The organism is Eikenella sp. Marseille-P7795 (assembly GCF_916618725.1).
GTDB lineage: Bacteria > Pseudomonadota > Gammaproteobacteria > Burkholderiales > Neisseriaceae > Eikenella > Eikenella longinqua.
Map to the genome: position 1 here is coordinate 88,701 of NZ_CAKAJZ010000003.1, position 18,637 is coordinate 107,337.

Sequence of the window (18,637 nt, forward strand, 5' to 3'; positions counted from 1 at the left end):
AATTTTCAGGTAGCCTTTTTGTGTGGACGGCAGGAGATTATTTCTAAGTAGGGGCTACCTGAAAACGAAACTGTCGGCTTGCCCGCTAAAAAGAGTTGGGCGTTTCCTTATATCGATAACATTGCGGTTTGCTTTCATTCCCTGGCTGTTCGCAGAACCCGTATTTTTCACAACGGATACCTAACTTTCTCTCTCCATACAACCAGCAGTAGAGATCGCATCCAGAAAGTGCGTGGATATTTATTCCTCGCCAAGAAAAATCATCTAGAGGTTTGCTCACTTCCGGGTGGGGTTCGGTAGAAATAAATTGTTTTTCGTCCACTCCTATAAATCTCGGCATATTCTCAAGCTGCGCATAAATATTTCCTTCCAAATTTGCCGGGCGACCATGCAAGGTTTTATCAAACTCTACCCGCTGCCAGCGGCCATTGATGGCCTGATATTGTCGATAGGCGAAAGTTTCGTTCCAGTCGTAACAAAGGCCTGGCCGAACAATGAGGTTCCATACACCTTGTTTATCCCGATCCAGGATTAGCAGCTCCCATTTATCCGACCATTCCGGCGGGAGATCCAGCCCTTCGGCATCAATCACGCGGATGCTTTGTTTTGTCAGGCTGTCCCTCGTTTCCCAATTGGCATAGCGTTCGGTAAGAATCACCGTGCCATCGCTGAGGCGCACCTCTTCCTGCCAAGTGCGTGGTGGATAAGGATCCGGACCGAAGATGGCATATTTGGCGGCAAGGATAAACAGCCAAACGAAAAAGGGTGCGCCGATTAAGAAAAACAATGCTTTTTTCATGATGTTCTCCATGTTCGGGGAGAGAGGCTACCTGAAACGCAATGCAGTGGAGTTTCTGCGCAGCGAAATTTTCAGGTAGCCTTTTCATTGCCGGATTTATTGCTTGGCAAAGCCGCGCTGTTGCAGGAAGGGCAGGATGTGCGGGCGCAGGGGTTTGGCCAGGGTGTTGGCGATTTGGCGCGTCCAATCAAGGTCGAGGCCGCTGCGGGCTTGGTAGTAGGCGGCAAGCTCGCGGTTGTAGGCTTCGAGGGTGTTGGGGCTGCATTCGCGGTAGCGGTTTTCGCTCACAAAGGCTTCCAGCGGCAGGCGCGGGCGGTAGAGCGGCTGCTGGGCGGGGTGGCCGATGCACATGCCGAACAGGGGCACGGCGGTGTCGGGCAGGCCGAGGGCTTCGGCTGCGGCGGCGATGTCGTTGCGCAGGGAGCCGATGTATACGCCGCCCAGGCCGAGCGATTCGGCGGCGAGCAGCACGTTTTGCGCGGTGATGCCGGCATCCACGGCGCCGAGCAGCAGGGCTTCGGTGTAGCCGGTTTGGATGTCGGGCACGAGGCGGCGGTGTTTGCTGTAGTCGATGCAGAATACGAGGAATTCGGGGGCGAGGCGCACGTATTCTTGGTTGGCGGCGATTTGGCAGAGGCGTTGGCGCAGGGCGGGCTCGGTAACGCGGATGATGTGGATGCACTGCATGAAGCTGGAGGATGAGGCGGCGCGGCCGGCTTCGAGGATGGCTTGCAGCTGTTCGGGGCAACGGGCTCGGCGGTGAATTGGCGGATGGAGCGGTGGGCGAGGGCGGTGGCGAGGGTGGGCTGGGAGGGAGGATGGGGGCGGGCATGATGCAGTCCTTAAGTGGTGGGAGGGGGAAGGCTACCTGAAAAATGTTTTGGCAAAGTGGGATGGGTTCAAGGGAGACGGGTGCGGTTTTGCGGAAGCGGCTTGATTTGGTTTTCAGGTAGCCTGTGGGGCTTATGGTTTTCTTGTGGCGGCGGATTTTGTATCTGCCGTTTGTTTGTTTGCCAAGGGTTGAGGCTACCTGAAAATTATTCGGGCAGGGGGCTGATGCTGATTTGCTCGATGCGCTGACCTTCTTTGCTGCTCACGGTGAAGCGCCAGCCGTAGTAGTCGAGGGTGTCGCCCTCGTTGGGCAGGGTTTGCAGCTCTTCCATCATCAGGCCGGCCACGGTGTGGTAGTCGGCGTCTTCTTCGGGCGGGGGGAGGCCGAGCTGGGGGGCGAGCTCGGCGTATTCGAGGCTGCCGTCTACGATGAGGGTGTTGCTGCTTTGGGCTTGGGCGTCGGGCTGCTCTTGGCGCTCGAAGGCTTCGGGAAACTCGCCGGCGATGGCTTCGAGCAGGTCTTTGGTAGTAACCATGCCTTGTACGGCGCCGAATTCGTCCACCACCAGGGCGTAGTCGGCGCCGCTGTGGCGGAACTGCTCGATGGCGGAGAGGGCGTTGGTGCTGTCGGGCAGGATGAGGGGCTGGCGCAGGGCTGCTTGGATGTTGGGCTCTTCGCCGGCCAGGAGCTGGTTGAGCAGGTCTTTTTTGTTGATGTAGCCCAGGGGCTCGTCGGCGCCGGCCTTGCCCACCACCAGGAGGCGGGAGTAGGGCGTGTTTTGCAGCTGGGCGTATTGCTGCTCGCGGCTTTGGGAAAGGTCGAGGCGTTCGATGTCGCGGCGGGGCACCATGATGCCGGGCAGGGGGCGCTCGGCGAGGGTGAGCACGCTGCGGATCATGGATTTTTCGTTTTCTTCAAAATGGCTGCTGTCGCTGCCTTCTTCGCCGGCTTTGGCCAGCATGGTTTCGCGGATGCCCATCATGCCGAGCACGTTTTCGGCGGTGCGGCGGCGCCAGGAGCGGCTGCCGTAGGCGTTTTTGTCGGTGTTGCGCTGGGAGATTTGGTTGAACACTTCAATCAGCACGGAGAAGCCGATGGCGGTATAGAGGTAGCCTTTGGGGATGATCACGTGGAAGGCTTCGGCAATCAGGCTGAAGCCGATCATCAGCAGGAAGCCCAGGCAGAGCATCACCACGGTGGGGTGGCGGTTGACAAAATCGGTGAGCGGCTTGCTGGCCCAAATCATCAGCGCCATCGCCACCACCACGGCGGCCATGGCAATTTGGATGTGTTGCACCACGGCCACGGCGGTGACCACGGCGTCGATGGAAAACACAGCGTCGAGCACCAAAATCTGAATCACCACGTTCCAAAAGGGCGAATGCTTTTTGCGGTGGTCGGTGTCGGACACGGCGTAGTGGTTGGCGCCTTCGAGCCGCTCGTGCAGCTCGGTGGTGGCTTTGTAGAGCAGGAAGAGGCCGCCGAGAAACATGATGATGTCTTTGCCGGCCACTTCCAGCCGCCCCAGGGAAAACAGCGGGGCGGTGAGCTGCATGATGCGGCTCATGAAGGCGAGCATCAGAAGGCGCAGCAGCACGGCCAGCATCAGGCCGGTAACGCGGGCGCGGTCGCGCTGGGCGGGGCGCACCTTGCCGGCCAAAATAGCCACAAACACGAGGTTGTCGATGCCGAGCACCACTTCGAGAATAATCAGCGTGGCGAAGCCCAGCCAGGTAACCGGGTCGGCCAGCCAGGAGAAATCCATGAATACAATTCCTTGCTAAACAGGTTGTGGAAACAAGCAAAGGCTACCTGAAAAATTTCAGGTAGCCTTTCATCACACGATATGCAGGCCGAAGCCGCCGCAGCGGCAGGCTCGGGCTCTAAAGGGGCGGGGGAAGCAGGGTGCATATCGGAGAGGGGGAAACAAGATGGGGCAAGTGTAGCAGATTGCGGCACGATGCGTAATACGGCCTACACCACCGGCCGCTGCCGGTAGAACAGCAGCCCCGGCAGCGCCAGCCCGAAAGCCAGCGCGCCGATCACAAAGCCCGCCTTCAGAAAATAATCCACCGTTTGCACCAAAAGCTGCTCGGAAAAGCCCTTGTGGTTCATCTGCACCAGCGCAATCATCGCCTTATACACATACACCCCCGGAATCATCGGGATGATGGAAGCCACGGTGAACACCTTCGGGTGCGCCTTATAGCGCTGCGACAAATACACGCCGATGAAGCCCACCAGCGAAGCCGCGCACAGCGTGGCCAAACCCTGCGACATGCCCGCATGCATCAGCAGCGTGCGCGTGCCGTGCCCCAGCGCGCCCAAATAGGCGCAATATTTCAGCGCATTGCGCGGCACGTTGAACAAAATCGCAAAGCCCACGGCGGGGATGGCGGCAAAAAACATATCGTCTAACAAATCCAGCAGCAGCATGGCTCACTCCCAAGCGGAAACGTTTAGCAGGCTCAAAGCCAGCACGATGCCCAGGCAGGTGCTGAATGTGAGCACCGTGGCCACCGCCCAGCGGCTGATGCCCATGTTCACATGGCCTTTCAGAATATCGGCCAGCGAATTGATCAGCGGCACCCCGGGCACCAAAAGCAGCACGCTCGAAGCCATTGCCACTTCCGGGCGCGTACCCCAGCCGTATTTCAGCGCCATGCCCGACACCATCGAAGCCACAAACGCCGTAACCGCAAACACCACCGCCGGATTGTATTGCCGCGCCGACAAAATCTGCCGCACCCACATGCCGCAGGCCGAAGCGATAAACGTGATGCCGCAAATCAGCGGGTCGCCGCCGGAAAGGTGGGCGAAACTGGCGCAGGAAAGCCCCACCATAAACACCACCAGATAGCGGTTGTATTTCACCGGCTTCACCGCATCCAGCCGCGCGCGCACCTGCCGCACGCCATACAGTCCGCGCTCGGCGCCGATCACGATGTGCTGCACCGAAGTGATCACCGACATATTGATGCCCTTGTCGAAATTCTTGCGCGTGGTGGTAATGCAATGGTTGTTGCACAGCGTGGTGATCACGATGGCGTTGGGCGTGAGCGCGCATTCCACCGCATCCATGCCCAGCGCGCGGCCGAGGCGGAAGGCGATTTGGTCGATCAGCGTGCTTTCCGCGCCGTATTGCAGCAGCAAAAGCGCGGCTTGGATGCACAGGCGGGTGATTTCCTGCTGCTGTTCGTGATCAATGGGGGGGGTTGGCGGTGCCGGGGAGGGAGAGGGGCGTCATCTTAATAAACCGGAGTGGGGAAAGGGTTGAGATGGCGTGCGGAAACGGCCGGGGCAGCCTGTTGTTTTGATTGTTGTGGGGAGGCGGATTATACCGCAAGCCCCATGCGGCAGCCACTTAGGAGGGGGAAGGGCTACCTGAAAACGGGGTTTGGCACAGCCGAAGTTGAGTTTCTGCTCAGCTAAGACGATATTTGGGCGATACCCAAGCCGGGCTGCTGCGAGGCGAAAACGGCAAACTGTTTTTCAGGTAGCCTGCAGGCGTTAAAACATCGGCTTCATTTCCAGCACCAGTAGTTCGTTTGCCTCGTATGCAAAGCGGTATATCTTGCCGCTGTACCGGTTGAATAGATAGCCGTAGAAGTCGCCTGTGCTTGTGTTTTCGGATAGTTCCAATATAAAAACAGCGTTTTTCTCAGGAAATCGGCCTTTAATGGATTGATCTAGCTTTGGAATCCGCTCGGCCACATATTTTGTGAGGCATGAGGCGTCGGTGATTGCCGGGTTTTTATCTGGTTTTATTGTTTTCATATTGCCATCCCTTTGGTCAGTATTGCTGTTTTCCCGTTGTTGCGAAAGGTGCAACTTTTCTTTGTGTTCTCCTTTTTCTCTCTTTTGTATCGGTTTGTTATGTTGGCTTGGCAGAAGCCGGACAGTGTTTTGTTTTCAGTTTCGCAGAGGTATTGCCTTGGCCTGAGTCAAACTGTTTTCAGGTAGCCTCCAAGTTGGCGGCTCGGATTAGCCTGGCTTTCCCATTTCTGTGCGGCATATTTGGCAAAATTCGCTCATCAGGGCAAACATCTGCTCGGTTTTCTTTTTGCCGAAGGCGGCGATGGCGTTGTCGCACATTCGGTTGGTGCGCGCCATCACGGGCTCGGCCTGTGCCCGGCCGGCTTCGGTGAGCAGCATAATGCGTTCGCGCTTGTCGGTCGTGCTCGGGTGGAATTCGATCCAACCTTTTTCACGGTATTCCTTGCATACGTTGAACACGGTTTGTTTGGGCAGGAAGTATTCCTGGCAAATCTGCTTTTGCGTGCACTGCCCTTCTGGGACGGCGGCAAGGCTGTAGAGCACGGCGAAGTGGGTATAGCTTAGCCCGAGCTGTGTAATCCAGTCGTCAAACACGGCATCGATTTCGCTCACGTGTTTGCCGATTAATTCTGAACTGTGCATGGAAAATCCTATATTTTTAGATGATTGGTTGCATATTAACACTTTTTGCATGGATGTGTAATAGTCTTATTTATGACTTGTATTAAGTCTTAAAGAATACTAAAATGCGCGCCTAATAGTATTTTTTAGGACTGAATAATGCGTGGGAAACGGATAATTCTGCTCGGCTTGTGCTGCATGGTGCTGGCTGGCTGCGGCAAAAGTAACGGCGACGACACGGCACAGGCTGCACCGATGAAAATCAATGTGGTGCAGATGCGGCAGGGCGGGCAGGAACAAACTCTGCTGCTCTCCGGCCGGGTGGTGGCGAAGGAAGACGTGGCTGTGGGCACGCCGCTGCAAGGCTTGCAGGTGCTGTCGGTGAAGGCCGACGTGGGCGAGCGCGTGGAGCGGGGGCAGGTGCTGGCTGTGCTGGAACACAGCGCCGTGCAGTCGCAGCTGGCGCAAAATGAAGCCGCGCTTAAGCGCGCGCGTGCCAACTTAGCTTCCCAGCAGGCGGCTTGGCGCGAGGCGGCTGCCACGCTAAACCGCTATCAGGCGCTGGCCGACGGCGATGCGGTAAGCCGCATGGAGCTGGATCAACAGCGTGCCAAAGCGCAAACGGCAAAAGCCGCAGTGCAGGCGGCACAGGCCGAAATCGCCCAGATGCAGGCACAATTGAGCGACAGCCGGTATCAGCGCCAAAAAGCACAAGTTATCGCACCTGTCGGCGGCGTGATTACCAGCCGTGCCGTGGAAGCAGGTACGCTTACGGGCGGTAATGCTTTGTTTCACATTGCCCAAAACGGCGTGCTGGAAGTGCAGGCGGAAGCGGGGGCGGAAGATTTGGAGCGGCTCTCGCTCGGGTTGGAAGCGGAAATCACCGCCGACAACCGCAATATCGGCAAGGGCAGTATCCGACTGATTCAGCCTGAAATCGACAGCATTAGCCGTGTGGCGAAAATCCGCATTTCGACGGAGGGCGTGTTGGACAGCACCATCGGCAGCTATGTTCAGGTAGCCGTGCGCCTGCCTGCACGTTTGGTAAACGGCAGCCTGCCGTTTTCGGCAATTGGTTTTGATGATGAGGGCAAGACTTTCGTGAAAATTGTGGATATGCAAGGGAAAGTGCATATCCGGCATGTGGAGATCGGCGCGGTGTACCGCGATTCGGTGGAAATCGTTTCCGGTCTGAAAGCAGGCGAACGTGTCGTGCGGCAGGCGGGAGCATTTGTCGAGGCGGGCGATGTGGTCGAGCCGGTTTTACAGGGGGAGAAATAATGTCGTTCAACGTTTCCTCTTGGGCAATCCGTCGTCCGATTCCCACCATTGTGCTGTTTTTTGTTTTAACACTGGTAGGTATTTTTGCTTTTCAAAAACTACCCGTTAATGCCGATCCAAATGTGAATTTCCCTGTGGTAAACGTAACGATTTCGCAGGCGGGGGCTTCGCCCGACGAATTGGAAAACTCGGTAACGCGCCGCGTGGAAAACGCACTTTCGGGGATGGCGGGCGTGCGGCACATCACTTCTTCGATTACAGAAGGCTCGTCCGTTACCACAGTTGAATTCCAATTGGAAACCGATACAGACCGTGCGGTAAACGATGTACGCAACGCGGTTACGCAAATCCGCGATGAGTTGCCGTCCAACATCACCAACCCCGTGGTGGAACGGATGGATAGCGAGGGCGGGGCGTTGGGCTATTATGCGGTGCAGTCGCCGAATATGACACAGACCGATTTAGCGTGGTTTATCGATGAAAACGTCAGCCGTGCATTGTTGTCGGTAAACGGCGTGCAGCAGGTCAAACGCCTGGGCGGGGAAAAACGCGAAATCCGCGTGGATTTGCAAGCGGAAAAACTCAACGCCTACGGTATCAGTGCGGAACAGGTGAGTATGCAGCTGGCGCAGACCAATGCCAACGTACCGGCAGGGCGGACGGATGTGTTCAGACAGGAATTGTCCGTACGTGTATTGGGTGCGAAAAAAACCGTACAGGATTTGGCGGATACCGAAATCGCCTTGAATGACAACCGCAAAGTGAAGCTGTCGCAGCTCGCCCTTGTACGTGACGCACACGCCGAAGTACACAGCCGTGCGCGTTTGAACGGACGCGAAGTATTGGGCTTTCAGGTGTACCGCACCAAAGGCTCGAGCGATACGGTGGTGGCAAAAGGCGTGGAACAAGCCTTACAGGAGCTTGCCGCACAGTATCCCGACGTGCGGATTAAAGAAGTGTACAGCTCGGTGGACACCACCAAGGAAAACTACAACGTTGCCATCAATACCCTGCTGGAAGGGGCGGGGCTGACTGTGTTGGTGGTTTGGCTGTTTTTGCGAAACTGGCGTGCCACATTGGTTGCGGCCATTGCGCTGCCGCTTCCCATCCTGCCCACTTTTGCCGCCATGCACCTTTTAGGCTACACGCTCAACAGCATTTCCCTACTCGCCATTACGCTGGTCATCGGTATTTTGGTGGATGACGCGATTGTCGAAATCGAAAACATCGAACAGCATTTGCACATGGGCAAACGCCCGTATCAGGCGGCATTGGACGCATCCGACGCCATCGGTTTGGCAGTGATGGCGATTACCGCGAGCATTGTTGCCGTATTTTTGCCTGTGAGCTTCATCGGCGGCGTGGTAGGGCAGTATTTCACCCAGTTTGGCATTACGGTGGCTGCGGCTGTGTTGACCTCATTGCTGGTGGCGCGGTTGGTTACCCCGCTTTTGGCAGCATACATCCTGCACCCTGTACAGACCAAGCCGCACGATACGCCGCATGGCCGTCTGAAAACAGGCTACCTGAAATTATTGGATAAAGCTCTGCGTTTCCGTAAAACCACCTTGTTGCTGGGCGGTGTGTTTTTGGCGTTGTCGTTTGCAATCGTGCCGTTTCTGCCCACCGGTTTTATCCCCAAAGGCGACACCGGCATGAGCCAAATCGATTTTACCCTACCGCCGGGAAGCCGTTTGAAACAGACCGACGACACTTTGCGGGAAATCGACCGCACCATCCGCCGGTTTGACGAAGTAGCCTTGACCTTTATCACCGCAGGCAGCAGCGAAACCAACAAAGGCGAAGTGCTTATCCGTTTGAAACCGCATAACCAACGCAGCATCACGCAGAAAGAGTTTGAAGACAAACTGCGCGACGAATTGGCAAAACTTTCCGACATCCGCTTTGCCTTCCGCAATGAAATGGCGGCGCGCGACGTGTCCGTCATACTCACGGGCAACGACCCTGCCAAACTCAATCAGGCGGCACAAGCACTCAAAGCCCAAATGCGGGGGCTGGATGTTTTGGAAAATGTGCAAATCAACGCACCACTTGCCAAAACCGAGCTGCGTATCAAATTACGCGAAGACGAAGCCGCCAAAGCAGGCGTGAGCGCGCAATCTGTCGGCAACGTTTTGCGTATCGCTACCGTGGGCGATGTGGACGGCAACGCCGCACGCTTTACCTTCCCCGACCGCCAAGTGCCGATACGCGTAACCCTCGCTGCCGCCGATCGCAACAGTTTGGACACCATCAAACAGCTCCGCATTCCCACCTCAAACGGCGGAACCGTCGCCCTGCATACCGTGGCGGACATCTCTTTCGGCACAGGATCGGCAAGCCTCGAACGCTTCGACCGCGAACGCCGCATTGCCGTAGAAGCCGATTTGGCAGTCGGGCAGACCATCGGCACGGCACTCACACAGGTAAACCAACTGCCGATTATGCAAAACCTGCCCGAAGGCGTGCGCGTGCCGCAATACGGTGAAGCAGAATATATGGATGAAATGTTTGGAAAATTTGGTGCGGCCATGGGCTTCGGCGTAGTAATGGTATTGATGGTGTTGGTGCTGCTGTTTAAAGACTTCCTGCAACCGCTCACCATCCTCACTGCATTGCCGCTTTCCATCGGCGGCGCGGCAGCGGGGTTGTGGCTCTACGGCGCGGCATTGGATATGTCGTCCGTCATCGGCATCCTGATGCTGATGGGCATCGTTACTAAAAATTCCATTTTGCTGGTGGACATCGTGATTGAAAAACGTGCCCAAGGCATAGAACGCTTTACCGCGCTTATTCAATCCGGCGCAGAGCGCGTACGCCCGATTATGATGACCACTATAGCCATGATAGCCGGCATGATTCCCGCCGTATTTGCAGGCGGTGCTGGAGCCGCATTCCGTGCACCGATGGCGGTTGCCGTTATCTGCGGCCTGGCAAGCTCCACCTTGCTCAGCCTGATTTTCGTACCCGTGGTGTATTCCCTGATGGACGACTTGCGGGCTTATCTTGCCCCCAAACTGGCAAAACTGACCTCGGTAACGGAAGAAGATAGGCAGCGGGCAGAGCAGGAAGCATAAGGCGCAAACAGCAAGCCGCAGCCGGAATGGCAAAAGGCTACCTGAAAATTATCCAACTGATTTTCAGGTAGCCTTTCTTTGGTGCAGCACATGGCAGGGGCGGATTTTCAATTTCCCCTTAGTTGCCGACGAATTGAATGGTTGCTTACCCATGCAATCAGGCAAACAGCAGGCAGATATAAAATCCGCCGCCCCGATAGATAGGAAGCATATTGCCCAAGGCTGTAGCCCGTTGAGGCGTAATAAAGGCTACCTGAAAAACCAAACTATTTTCAGGTAGCCTTTTAGTGCCAGGCAAGGCTGTTAAGCATTTGCCAAGGCAAGATTTTATTTTTCAGGTAGCCTCAAAGCCCGCCGTAGGAGTGCAGCCCGCTGAGGAACATATTCACGCCCACAAAGGCGAAGGCGGTGATGAAGAAGCCGATAATCGCCCACCAGGCCAAAAGCCTGCCACCCCAGCCGCGCACCAGGCGGATGTGCAGCCAGGCCGCATAGTTGAGCCACACCACCAGCGCCCAAGTTTCTTTCGGGTCCCAGCTCCAATAGCGCCCCCAGGCATCTGCCGCCCACAGCGCGCCGAGCACGGTGGCGATGGTGAAAAACAGGAAGCCCACGGCCACGGCCTGATACATCACCTCCTCAATCACTTCCGCTTCCGGCAGGCGCAGCGCGGGGCGGCTCAGCTTCATCAGCTCGGCCACGCCGAGAAACGCCGCCAGGCAGAACGCGCCGTAGCCGATGAAGTTGGCCGGCACGTGCAGCTTCATCCACCACGACTGCAAAGCCGGAATCAGCGGCTGAATTTGCTGCGCGTTGCGGCTGAAGGTGTACCACAGCACAAAGCCCACCAAAATCGTTTGCAGGGCATACACAAACACGCCCAGCCGGTGCAGGCGGAACTTGCCTTCGTAGTAGAGGAACATCAGCGAAGTGATCACGATAAACAGGATAAACACTTCATACAGATTGGAAATCGGGATGTGGCCGTTGCCCGGGCTGAGCAGGTAGCTTTCGTGCCAGCGCACCAGCATGCCGGTGAAGCCGGCCACGGCGGCTGCCCAAGCCAGCGCGCGCGCAATGCGCAGCAGCGGCGTGGCCGGCGCATCGGCAGCCTGCCGTTTGCCGCCGAGCAGGCCCAGCGCGTAGCACAGCCAGGCCATCGGCACCAGCGCGCACAGCCAGCCGATGGCCGATTGGCTGGCCAGGAAATAGCGCAGCAGGAAGCGTTCGCCGTTGGCCATCTGCCCGGCATAGAGCTGCGTGGCGGCATAAGCGAGCGCGATGCACAGCGGGATAAACCAGCGCAAGGGCTTGTCGAACCAGCCCAAGGCGATCGCCGCTGCCGCGCTGCCCCACAAAATGCACACTTCATACGCATCCATGCGGTGCGGCAGCAGAATCTGCACCGCGGCGGCAATGGCAAGCATGAGGGCGGCAAACAGCCAGTCGGCCCAAGTGAGGCGTTTCCAGAAGCGGCGCTCCTGCAAGAGTTCGTGCGCCGGCAGCTCGGGCGGGGCGTAGGCATCGTGTGCCTGAGCCTGCGCCATGGCGGGCGGCTGCGGCAGAACGCGGGTGGGGGAATCAGGGTTGGTCATGGTTGAGCTCCTGTGCGAGGCGCGTGAGGTGTTGTGTGTGTTGGCTAAATGATTGTTCGAGCCGGCGCGGGTGGCGGGCGGCGCTCATGGCAAAGCGCACGCTGCCGTTGTGATACAGCAGCCAGGCGCGCTGCTCGCGGATGTAAAACATCAAAAACGTGCCCAATATCAGCAGTGCCGAGCCGAGATACACCCAGCCTTGGCCTGGCGAACGGGTCATTTGCAGGCCGGAGGATTTCACTTCGTTGAAGCCGTTTAATTGCAGCAGCACGGGTGAGCCGAAGCGGGTGAGGCCGGTGTAGGCGTCGAAACTGTTGAGTAGGAAGCGGTTGCGCTCCTCGCCCTGCGGCCATTCCAGCCCTTGCTCGGCCAGCGCCTGATCGAGCGCGATGTTGCCCGCGCCAAACAGCATTTGGTAGAACAGCTCGCGCATGCGTTCCCGCTCGGCGGCGGGGATTTGGGTTTGCACGAATTGGTTGATGCCGGTGAGGCCTTCGCGGGCGAAGAGTTCCAAGATGTTGTTGAGCGCGTCGCGGAAGCGTGCTTTGGAGGCCTCGGGCATATCGGCCACGGCGCGGTCGAGCACGGCTTGGCGCTGTTTGGGATTGAGCAGCACGGCGCGCAGGTGCATGAAGGTGTCGGGCTTACCCTGTTTGTCGGCGGGAATCATCAGCCAGCGGTAGGGCTCGGCGTTGCTGGCGCGCTCGCCGGTGGCGAAATAGTAGTCGCCGCCGCGCCGCAGGGGCAGCATGTAGTTGACGTATTCGCGCGCCTGGCCGGCCTGGTCGCGCAGTCGGAAGGTGATGGTGGGGCCGACGTTGCGCTGGGCGTCGGCCTGCCGCACGCTGCGGGCGTCGTTTAGGCGCTGTTGCAGGCTGCCGGGCTGTTGCGGAGCGCTGCTGCTGTCGGCTTCTTCTTCGTTTTCCACGTTCAGCGGGCGCAGCTCGGCAAATTCGAGGGTGTATTGCTTATCGGGCTGGCTTTGCCCCAAATGCAGGGGGAAGGCGCTGAGCGAGGCGGCTTTGAGCTCGGTGGATGCGGCGGAGGCCGCGCCGAGGTTCCAGGCGCGGAAGGTGAGGCCGGAGCCGCCGTCGCCGAAGCTGGCCTGATAGAGCGTGATGCCATGCAGGGTGAAGGGGTGGTTCACGCGCAGGGTGGGGGTGTAGGTGTCGCCGCTTTGCTTGTCGGTAACGACGAGGTCGCTGGCGAAGTTTTTCGGCATGCCGCTGTCGTAGTATTCCACGTGGAATTGCTTGAGGGTGACGCTGAAGGGCAGCTCCTGCACCAGCAGCCCGTTGCCGGTGTCGAGGAAGATTTCTTGGATGGTTTGCCCTTCGCGGATGTTTACGTTGCCGCGGAAGGAGAGCGTGCCGCTGCCCAGGCGGCTTTGTGCGCCGAAGTCGTTGGAGAATTGGGCGGTTTTGTCGGGCTTGAGGCTACCTGAAAATACGGCGAGCTTGAGCGGCAGGTTGCTGTCGATGAGGCCTCCCAGGCAGATGACGATGATGGCGGCGTGGGTGCAGATGTAGCCCCATTTGTTGATACTGCCTTTTTTGGCGGCGATGATGAGGCTGCCGTCGGCGCGTTGCTCGCGGCGCACGGCGAAGCCGGATACTTTCAGGTAGCGTTCGGCGATGTCGGGCTGCGGGGCTTGGCTGAGCTGGGTGCTGTGTTTCATCGCGGCCAAGGAGCGGGCGGAGGCGTTGATGCGGAAGCCGCGCATTTCGCGCAGGAAGGGCGGGATGTTGCGCCAGAGGCACAGGCCGGTGGAGAGGATGAGGAAGGCGAGGATGGCCACAAACCATGGCGCGGAATATACGTCGTAGAGGCCGAGGAAGCGGAAAATCTGGTGCCAAAACGGGCCGAATTCCACCAAATAGGCCACTTCGGATTGGTTTTGCTGCAACACCGTGCCGATCACGGAAGCGAGCGCCAGCAGCGAAAGCAGCGCCACGGCGAAACGCATGGAGCTGAGGAAGGCAAACCAAGGCCGCCGCAACAGCGGGGTTTGGGCGGGGGCGGGCGGGGTACTCATAAACCGAAAATCCGGCCGGGCGGAAAAGGGATAAAATAATGGAATTATACCTGATTTAGCGCAAACTTTCGGCGGATTTGCAGAGAAGGGAAAGGCTACCTGAAAAGTGGTTTTCGCTTTTTCAGGTAGCCTTTGTGCGCTAGGCGGGCAAGGGGGTTAATCGTCGGGGTCGAATTTGGAGGAGAGGATGCGGCCGCTGCGGGCATCCACGATCACTTCGTAGTCGCCGCGGCGGGCGTCTAAATCCACTTCATACACGCAGCGGCCGCGCCAGGTGGTGAAATCCACGTCGGTAACGCGGGCGCGGGTGTGGCGGGCGGCGATGTTGGCGGCGCGGGCGCTGGAAATGTAGCCTTGGCGCGTGCGGTTGGCTTGGGCGCGCTGCGGGCGGTGTTGCTGTGCGTGGCTGCCATGGTGGTGATGGTGGTCATCATGGTCGTGGCGGTCGGCCAGGGCGGGCAGGGAGACGGCCATCAGGGTGGCGGCGAGCAGCAGCAGGGAGGGTTTGCGTGCGGGCATGGGCGTCCTTTCGGTTGGGGTGTGGCAAACAAAGGGAAAGGCTACCTGAAAATGTTTTAGCGCTGCGCAGAAACTCGCGAAGCTCGTTTTCAGGTAGCCTGCCGGGGATGATTACTGGATACGGGTAACGGCTTTCACGTCCACTTCGGTGTGGCGCCATTCTTGGTCGATTTCGGCTTCGAGGCGCACTTTGTCGCGCGGGGTGATGTTCAGGCCGCGCCATACGTCGTCGTCGATTTCCACTTCGATGGCGCCGCTGGCGTCGCGGAAGATGTAGTGTTCGCGGCGCACTTGGCGTTCGATGCGGCCTTCGAGGGTAACGCGGGCGTCGTCGGGCAGGCCGCGCAGGTCGGCCACGCGGCTAACGGCGGGCTGGGCGGCGGCGGGCTGGCCGTTTTCGGAGAAGCCGGCGGAGGCGGTGGCGGATACGGCCAAGAGGGCGGTGAGGAGCAGAGCGTTTTTCATGATGTTTTCCTTTTTTGAGGTGGGAGGTTTAAAAAGTGGGCAACGGGTGTTGCCCTTGATTTGATGGTTCGCATTATAGGGAGGGTGGTTTAGCTGAAAATTAGGGAAGTGGAAAGTTTTGTAAACCTGCTAAAGGCTACCTGAAAAATAAAACGGCCGTATCCGGGGGGGATACGGCTGTTGGCTGCGGGCAAGGGGCTAAGGTTTAGTGCAGGCCTTGGATGAAGTTGCCCACGGCGTCCATTTCTTCGTTGCTCATGCGCTTGGCGATGTCGCCCATGATGGTGTTGCCGCGCAGGCCGCTCTGGTAGGCGCGCAGTTGGTCTACGATGTAGGATTTGTGCTGGCCGGCCAGGCGCGGGTAGGCCACGGTGCCTTCTTGCTGGGTTGTGTTGCCCGGGATGCCGGCGCCGCCTGGGCCGTGGCACGACATGCAGGCGGGAATGCCGCGCGAGGCGATGCCGCCGCGGAACAGGCGCGCGCCCAGTTCGGGGTTTTCTTTGGGGTTGGTTTCGCCGGATTTGGGAATCTGGCGGTAGAAATAGGCGGCCACGTTGGCAATATCCTGCTCGCTCAGGTTTTCCACCAGGGGGCGCATGGTTACGGCGGCGCCGGTGTTGCGCTGGCCGGCCTTGATGGCCAGGGTTTGCTGGATGATATAGGCCGGATGCTGGCCGGAAAGGCGCGGATACATGGCGATGTTGGTGTTGCCGTCGGCGCCGTGGCAGGCGGCGCACACGGTGTCGGCAATCTGTTTGCCGCGGGCGGCGTCGGCAGCGGGCGGCGCGGCCAGGGCGAAACCGGAAACGGCCAGCAGGAGGCCGGCAAGGGTAGTGTGTTTCATGAATATGCTCCGAATCAGCGGGGCGCTGTTTGCCGCGCCCTCCCAAATACTCTGTTTTCCAACCGGGCAGCCCGATTGAAACCGATATTGTTATAAACGTGGTATTCTATACTAAATTTTACTTTTTGTTCCAGCTTATGCCGCTTTTTAGAAACGCCGAATTCTTCACCACGGTAAACCACCTCAAAGACCTGCCGAATACGCCCGCCGAAATCGCCTTCGTGGGGCGCAGCAACGCCGGGAAATCCAGCGCCATCAACACGCTCACCGGCCACACGCGCCTGGCCTTCGTGTCGAAAACCCCGGGCCGTACCCAGCACATCAACTTCTTCCGCCTCGCCAACGGCTGCTACATGGCCGATTTGCCCGGCTACGGCTACGCGCAAGTGCCCGAAGCCGTGCGCGCGCATTGGATTCAGCTGCTCGGCGGTTACCTGCAAACCCGCCCCCAGCTGATCGGGCTGGTGCTGGTGATGGACGCGCGCCACCCGCTCAAAGAACTCGACAAACAAATGCTGGATTTTTTTGCCGCCACCGGCAAGCCCGTGCATATTCTGTTGTCGAAAGCCGACAAACTTTCCAAAAACGAGCAAATCAAAACCCTCGCCGCCGTGCGCCGCGCACTCCAGCCCTTTGCCGAGCGGCAGGCCGTGGGCGTGCAGCTGTTTTCCAGCCTGAAAAAGCAGGGCATGGAAGAAGTGGACGAAGTGGTGGCCGGATGGTTTGCGCAATGGCAGGCGGCGCACGGGCTACCTGAAAACGGGCCGGCCGCCGCCAACGAAGAAGAGGCTACCTGAAAAATCCAAAAAGAAAGGGAGCGGCCAATTTTCCACGCTAAAGGGCAGGCCAACTTTGAATGATGCCGCACCCGCATTTTCAGGTAGCCTCAGCCAAGGCCGCCAAGGGCTACCTGAAACCTGCCTAGCACCGCGCCGCTTAAACTTTCCCAACAATATTTCAGGGTATAATCCTGCAATGGACAAGCTTTCCCTCTTCCTCAACGGCGAATCCGCCACCGAAGCCCTCGCCGCCCGCATTGCGCCCGATTTGGCCGCGCCGCTGGTGTTGTGGCTCGAAGGCGATTTGGGCGCCGGCAAAACCACGCTGGTGCGTGCCGTGCTGCGCCGCCTGGGGCACACCGGCGCGGTGAAAAGCCCCACCTACGCCATTGTGGAAAGCTACGAGCCGGGCGGCCTGGCGGTACATCATTTCGATTTATACCGCTTTGCCTCGCCCGAAGAATGGGAAGACGCCGGGCTCGACGATTTATTCGCCGCCCCCGCCGTCCACTTCATCGAATGGCCGCAGCGCGCCGCAGGCTTCGTGCCCGAGGCCGACCTCTCCATCGCCCTGCAAATGCAAGGCGGTGGCCGCATCTGCACCCTTAGCGCCGCTTCCGAAAAAGGCAAACAACTCCTCGCATTATGGCAAAACTTACCCGCCGAACTTTCCTAACCCACAGCGCCGCCGGCCTGCTGCTCTTGAGCATCACGCCCACCGGCGAAGCACACGCCGCGCCACAATTCGTGGCCGTGCGCATGTGGCCGGCCTCCTCCTACACCCGCGCCACGCTCGAATCCACCCGCCCGCTGCAACACAAATACTTTCTGCTGGATAACCCGCGCCGCCTGGTGGTGGACATCCAAGGCGCCAGCCTCGACGGTGTGGTGCAGAGCCTGCCGCAGAAGCTGAGCCGCAACGACCCGTATGTGGCCGGTATCCGCGTGGGGCAGTTCAATCCCGACACCATCCGCGTGGTGATGGATTTGAAAACCGCCGTCAATCCGCAAGTGTTCGCACTCGCGCCGGTGGCCAATTTCAAACACCGCCTGGTGATCGACCTCTATCCCACGCAGGCCGTGGCGCTAGCGCAGGAAGCCAACGACCCGCTGATGGCGCTCCTGCAAGACTACACCAACGGCCGCATCCGCCAAGACGGCACCGCCACCGCGCAGGCGCAAACCAGCGTGCCGCCGGTGCAGAACCATGCCGCCAACACGCGGCGCGGCAACCGCAGGCTGGTGGTGATGCTCGACCCCGGCCACGGCGGCGAAGATTCCGGCGCGGTCGGCCCCAGCGGCCTGCGCGAGAAAGACGTGGTGCTTTCCATTGCACGCGAGGCCAAGCGCGAAATGGAACGGCTCGGCTACCAGGTATACATGACGCGCAACGAAGACGTGTTTATCCCGCTGGGCGTGCGCGTGGCCAAGGCGCGCAGCCGCAAGGCCGATATTTTCATTTCGATTCATGCCGATGCCTTCACCACGCCGCAGCCGCGCGGCACCGGCGTGTATGCCCTCAGCCGCGGCCGCGCTACCAGTGCCGCCGCCCGCTGGCTGGCGCAGTCGCAAAACGCTTCCGACCAAATCGGCGGCATCCGCGTGAGCGGCAACCGGCAGGTGGACCATACCTTGTTTGACCTGGTGCAAACCGCCACCATCAACGACAGCCTGCGCTTGGGCAAATCGGTGCTGGATGAAATGGGCAAAATCAACCGCCTGCACAAAGGCCATGTGGACCAGGCCGGTTTTGCCGTGCTCAAAGCGCCGGATATTCCTTCGATTTTGGTGGAAACGGCCTTCATCTCCAACCCCACCGAGGAGCGGATGCTGGCCAGCAGCCAGTTCCGCCAAAAAGCCGCCCGCGCGATTACTGCTGGCGCGCAACGCTATTTGGCCACGGCGGTGGTGGTGCGGCGTTAGCGGCAGCGGTATTTTGTGTCAAATTAAAAGGCTACCTGAAAATGTGTGGGAACATTTTCAGGTAGCCTTTTTGTGCTTCGGCGGTAGCGG

General features: G+C 58.9%; 16 protein-coding genes and 1 pseudogene. 5 read left to right on the forward strand and 12 right to left on the reverse strand.

What is annotated here, in order from left to right:
* Nucleotides 1–85: 85 nt before the first annotated feature.
* The 7 genes and pseudogenes from LG371_RS06815 to LG371_RS06845 form a co-directional block, all read right to left on the reverse strand.
* Complete coding sequence (locus LG371_RS06815; protein ID WP_225748109.1) at nucleotides 86–799, reverse strand: hypothetical protein; 714 nt, start codon at nucleotides 797–799, stop codon at nucleotides 86–88.
* A gap of 96 nt (nucleotides 800–895) precedes the next feature.
* Nucleotides 896–1,638: pseudogene (gene nfsA, locus LG371_RS06820) on the reverse strand (oxygen-insensitive NADPH nitroreductase).
* 198 nt (nucleotides 1,639–1,836) lie between these two features.
* A complete protein-coding gene (locus LG371_RS06825; RefSeq protein ID WP_225748110.1) occupies nucleotides 1,837–3,396 on the reverse strand; it encodes a TerC family protein in 1,560 nt (519 codons plus the stop codon).
* A 209-nt stretch (nucleotides 3,397–3,605) separates the two neighbouring features.
* On the reverse strand, nucleotides 3,606–4,067 hold the full coding sequence (locus tag LG371_RS06830; RefSeq protein ID WP_067590516.1) for a threonine/serine exporter family protein: 462 nt from the start codon (nucleotides 4,065–4,067) through the stop codon (nucleotides 3,606–3,608).
* 3 nt (nucleotides 4,068–4,070) lie between these two features.
* The gene (locus LG371_RS06835; RefSeq protein ID WP_225748166.1) at nucleotides 4,071–4,838 is read right to left on the reverse strand and encodes a threonine/serine exporter ThrE family protein; all 768 of its coding nucleotides are present in this window, start codon (nucleotides 4,836–4,838) and stop codon (nucleotides 4,071–4,073) included.
* Between the two features lie 303 nt (nucleotides 4,839–5,141).
* Nucleotides 5,142–5,408: a hypothetical protein gene (locus tag LG371_RS06840; protein ID WP_067590522.1), complete on the reverse strand. Its 267-nt coding sequence runs from the start codon at nucleotides 5,406–5,408 to the stop codon at nucleotides 5,142–5,144.
* A 207-nt stretch (nucleotides 5,409–5,615) separates the two neighbouring features.
* Nucleotides 5,616–6,050 (reverse strand): MarR family winged helix-turn-helix transcriptional regulator, encoded by a 435-nt coding sequence (locus LG371_RS06845; protein WP_067590525.1) that lies wholly within the window; start codon nucleotides 6,048–6,050, stop codon nucleotides 5,616–5,618.
* A gap of 138 nt (nucleotides 6,051–6,188) precedes the next feature.
* Between LG371_RS06845 and LG371_RS06850 the strand changes: the two genes are divergently transcribed.
* Both LG371_RS06850 and LG371_RS06855 read left to right on the forward strand, forming a co-directional pair.
* Nucleotides 6,189–7,310: an efflux RND transporter periplasmic adaptor subunit gene (locus LG371_RS06850; RefSeq protein ID WP_225748111.1), complete on the forward strand. Its 1,122-nt coding sequence runs from the start codon at nucleotides 6,189–6,191 to the stop codon at nucleotides 7,308–7,310.
* A complete protein-coding gene (locus tag LG371_RS06855) occupies nucleotides 7,310–10,387 on the forward strand; it encodes an efflux RND transporter permease subunit (protein WP_225748112.1) in 3,078 nt (1,025 codons plus the stop codon). Before LG371_RS06850 ends, LG371_RS06855 begins: the two co-directional genes overlap by 1 nt.
* A 344-nt stretch (nucleotides 10,388–10,731) precedes the next feature.
* Here LG371_RS06855 and ccsB read toward each other — a convergent pair whose 3' ends face one another.
* The 5 genes from ccsB to LG371_RS06880 form a co-directional block, all read right to left on the reverse strand.
* A complete protein-coding gene (gene ccsB, locus LG371_RS06860; protein ID WP_067590715.1) occupies nucleotides 10,732–11,934 on the reverse strand; it encodes a c-type cytochrome biogenesis protein CcsB in 1,203 nt (400 codons plus the stop codon).
* Between the two features lie 34 nt (nucleotides 11,935–11,968).
* Nucleotides 11,969–14,017 (reverse strand): cytochrome c biogenesis protein ResB, encoded by a 2,049-nt coding sequence (locus tag LG371_RS06865; protein WP_225748113.1) that lies wholly within the window; start codon nucleotides 14,015–14,017, stop codon nucleotides 11,969–11,971.
* 156 nt (nucleotides 14,018–14,173) lie between these two features.
* A complete protein-coding gene (locus tag LG371_RS06870; protein WP_225748114.1) occupies nucleotides 14,174–14,536 on the reverse strand; it encodes a PepSY domain-containing protein in 363 nt (120 codons plus the stop codon).
* A gap of 111 nt (nucleotides 14,537–14,647) precedes the next feature.
* Entirely contained in the window at nucleotides 14,648–15,001 is a 354-nt protein-coding gene (locus LG371_RS06875) for a YgiW/YdeI family stress tolerance OB fold protein (RefSeq protein ID WP_067590538.1), read from the reverse strand.
* Between the two features lie 205 nt (nucleotides 15,002–15,206).
* On the reverse strand, nucleotides 15,207–15,845 hold the full coding sequence (locus LG371_RS06880; RefSeq protein ID WP_225748115.1) for a cytochrome c: 639 nt from the start codon (nucleotides 15,843–15,845) through the stop codon (nucleotides 15,207–15,209).
* Nucleotides 15,846–15,982: 137 nt separating this feature from the next.
* Between LG371_RS06880 and yihA the strand changes: the two genes are divergently transcribed.
* From yihA to LG371_RS06895, 3 genes are all read left to right on the forward strand, one after another.
* On the forward strand, nucleotides 15,983–16,642 hold the full coding sequence (gene yihA, locus LG371_RS06885; RefSeq protein ID WP_067590718.1) for a ribosome biogenesis GTP-binding protein YihA/YsxC: 660 nt from the start codon (nucleotides 15,983–15,985) through the stop codon (nucleotides 16,640–16,642).
* A 178-nt stretch (nucleotides 16,643–16,820) separates the two neighbouring features.
* Nucleotides 16,821–17,300 carry a tRNA (adenosine(37)-N6)-threonylcarbamoyltransferase complex ATPase subunit type 1 TsaE gene (gene tsaE / locus LG371_RS06890; RefSeq protein ID WP_067590540.1) on the forward strand — a complete coding sequence of 160 codons (480 nt, stop codon included), beginning with the start codon at nucleotides 16,821–16,823 and terminating at the stop codon, nucleotides 17,298–17,300.
* Complete coding sequence (locus LG371_RS06895; protein WP_225748116.1) at nucleotides 17,270–18,547, forward strand: N-acetylmuramoyl-L-alanine amidase; 1,278 nt, start codon at nucleotides 17,270–17,272, stop codon at nucleotides 18,545–18,547. Before tsaE ends, LG371_RS06895 begins: the two co-directional genes overlap by 31 nt.
* Nucleotides 18,548–18,637: the final 90 nt, after the last annotated feature.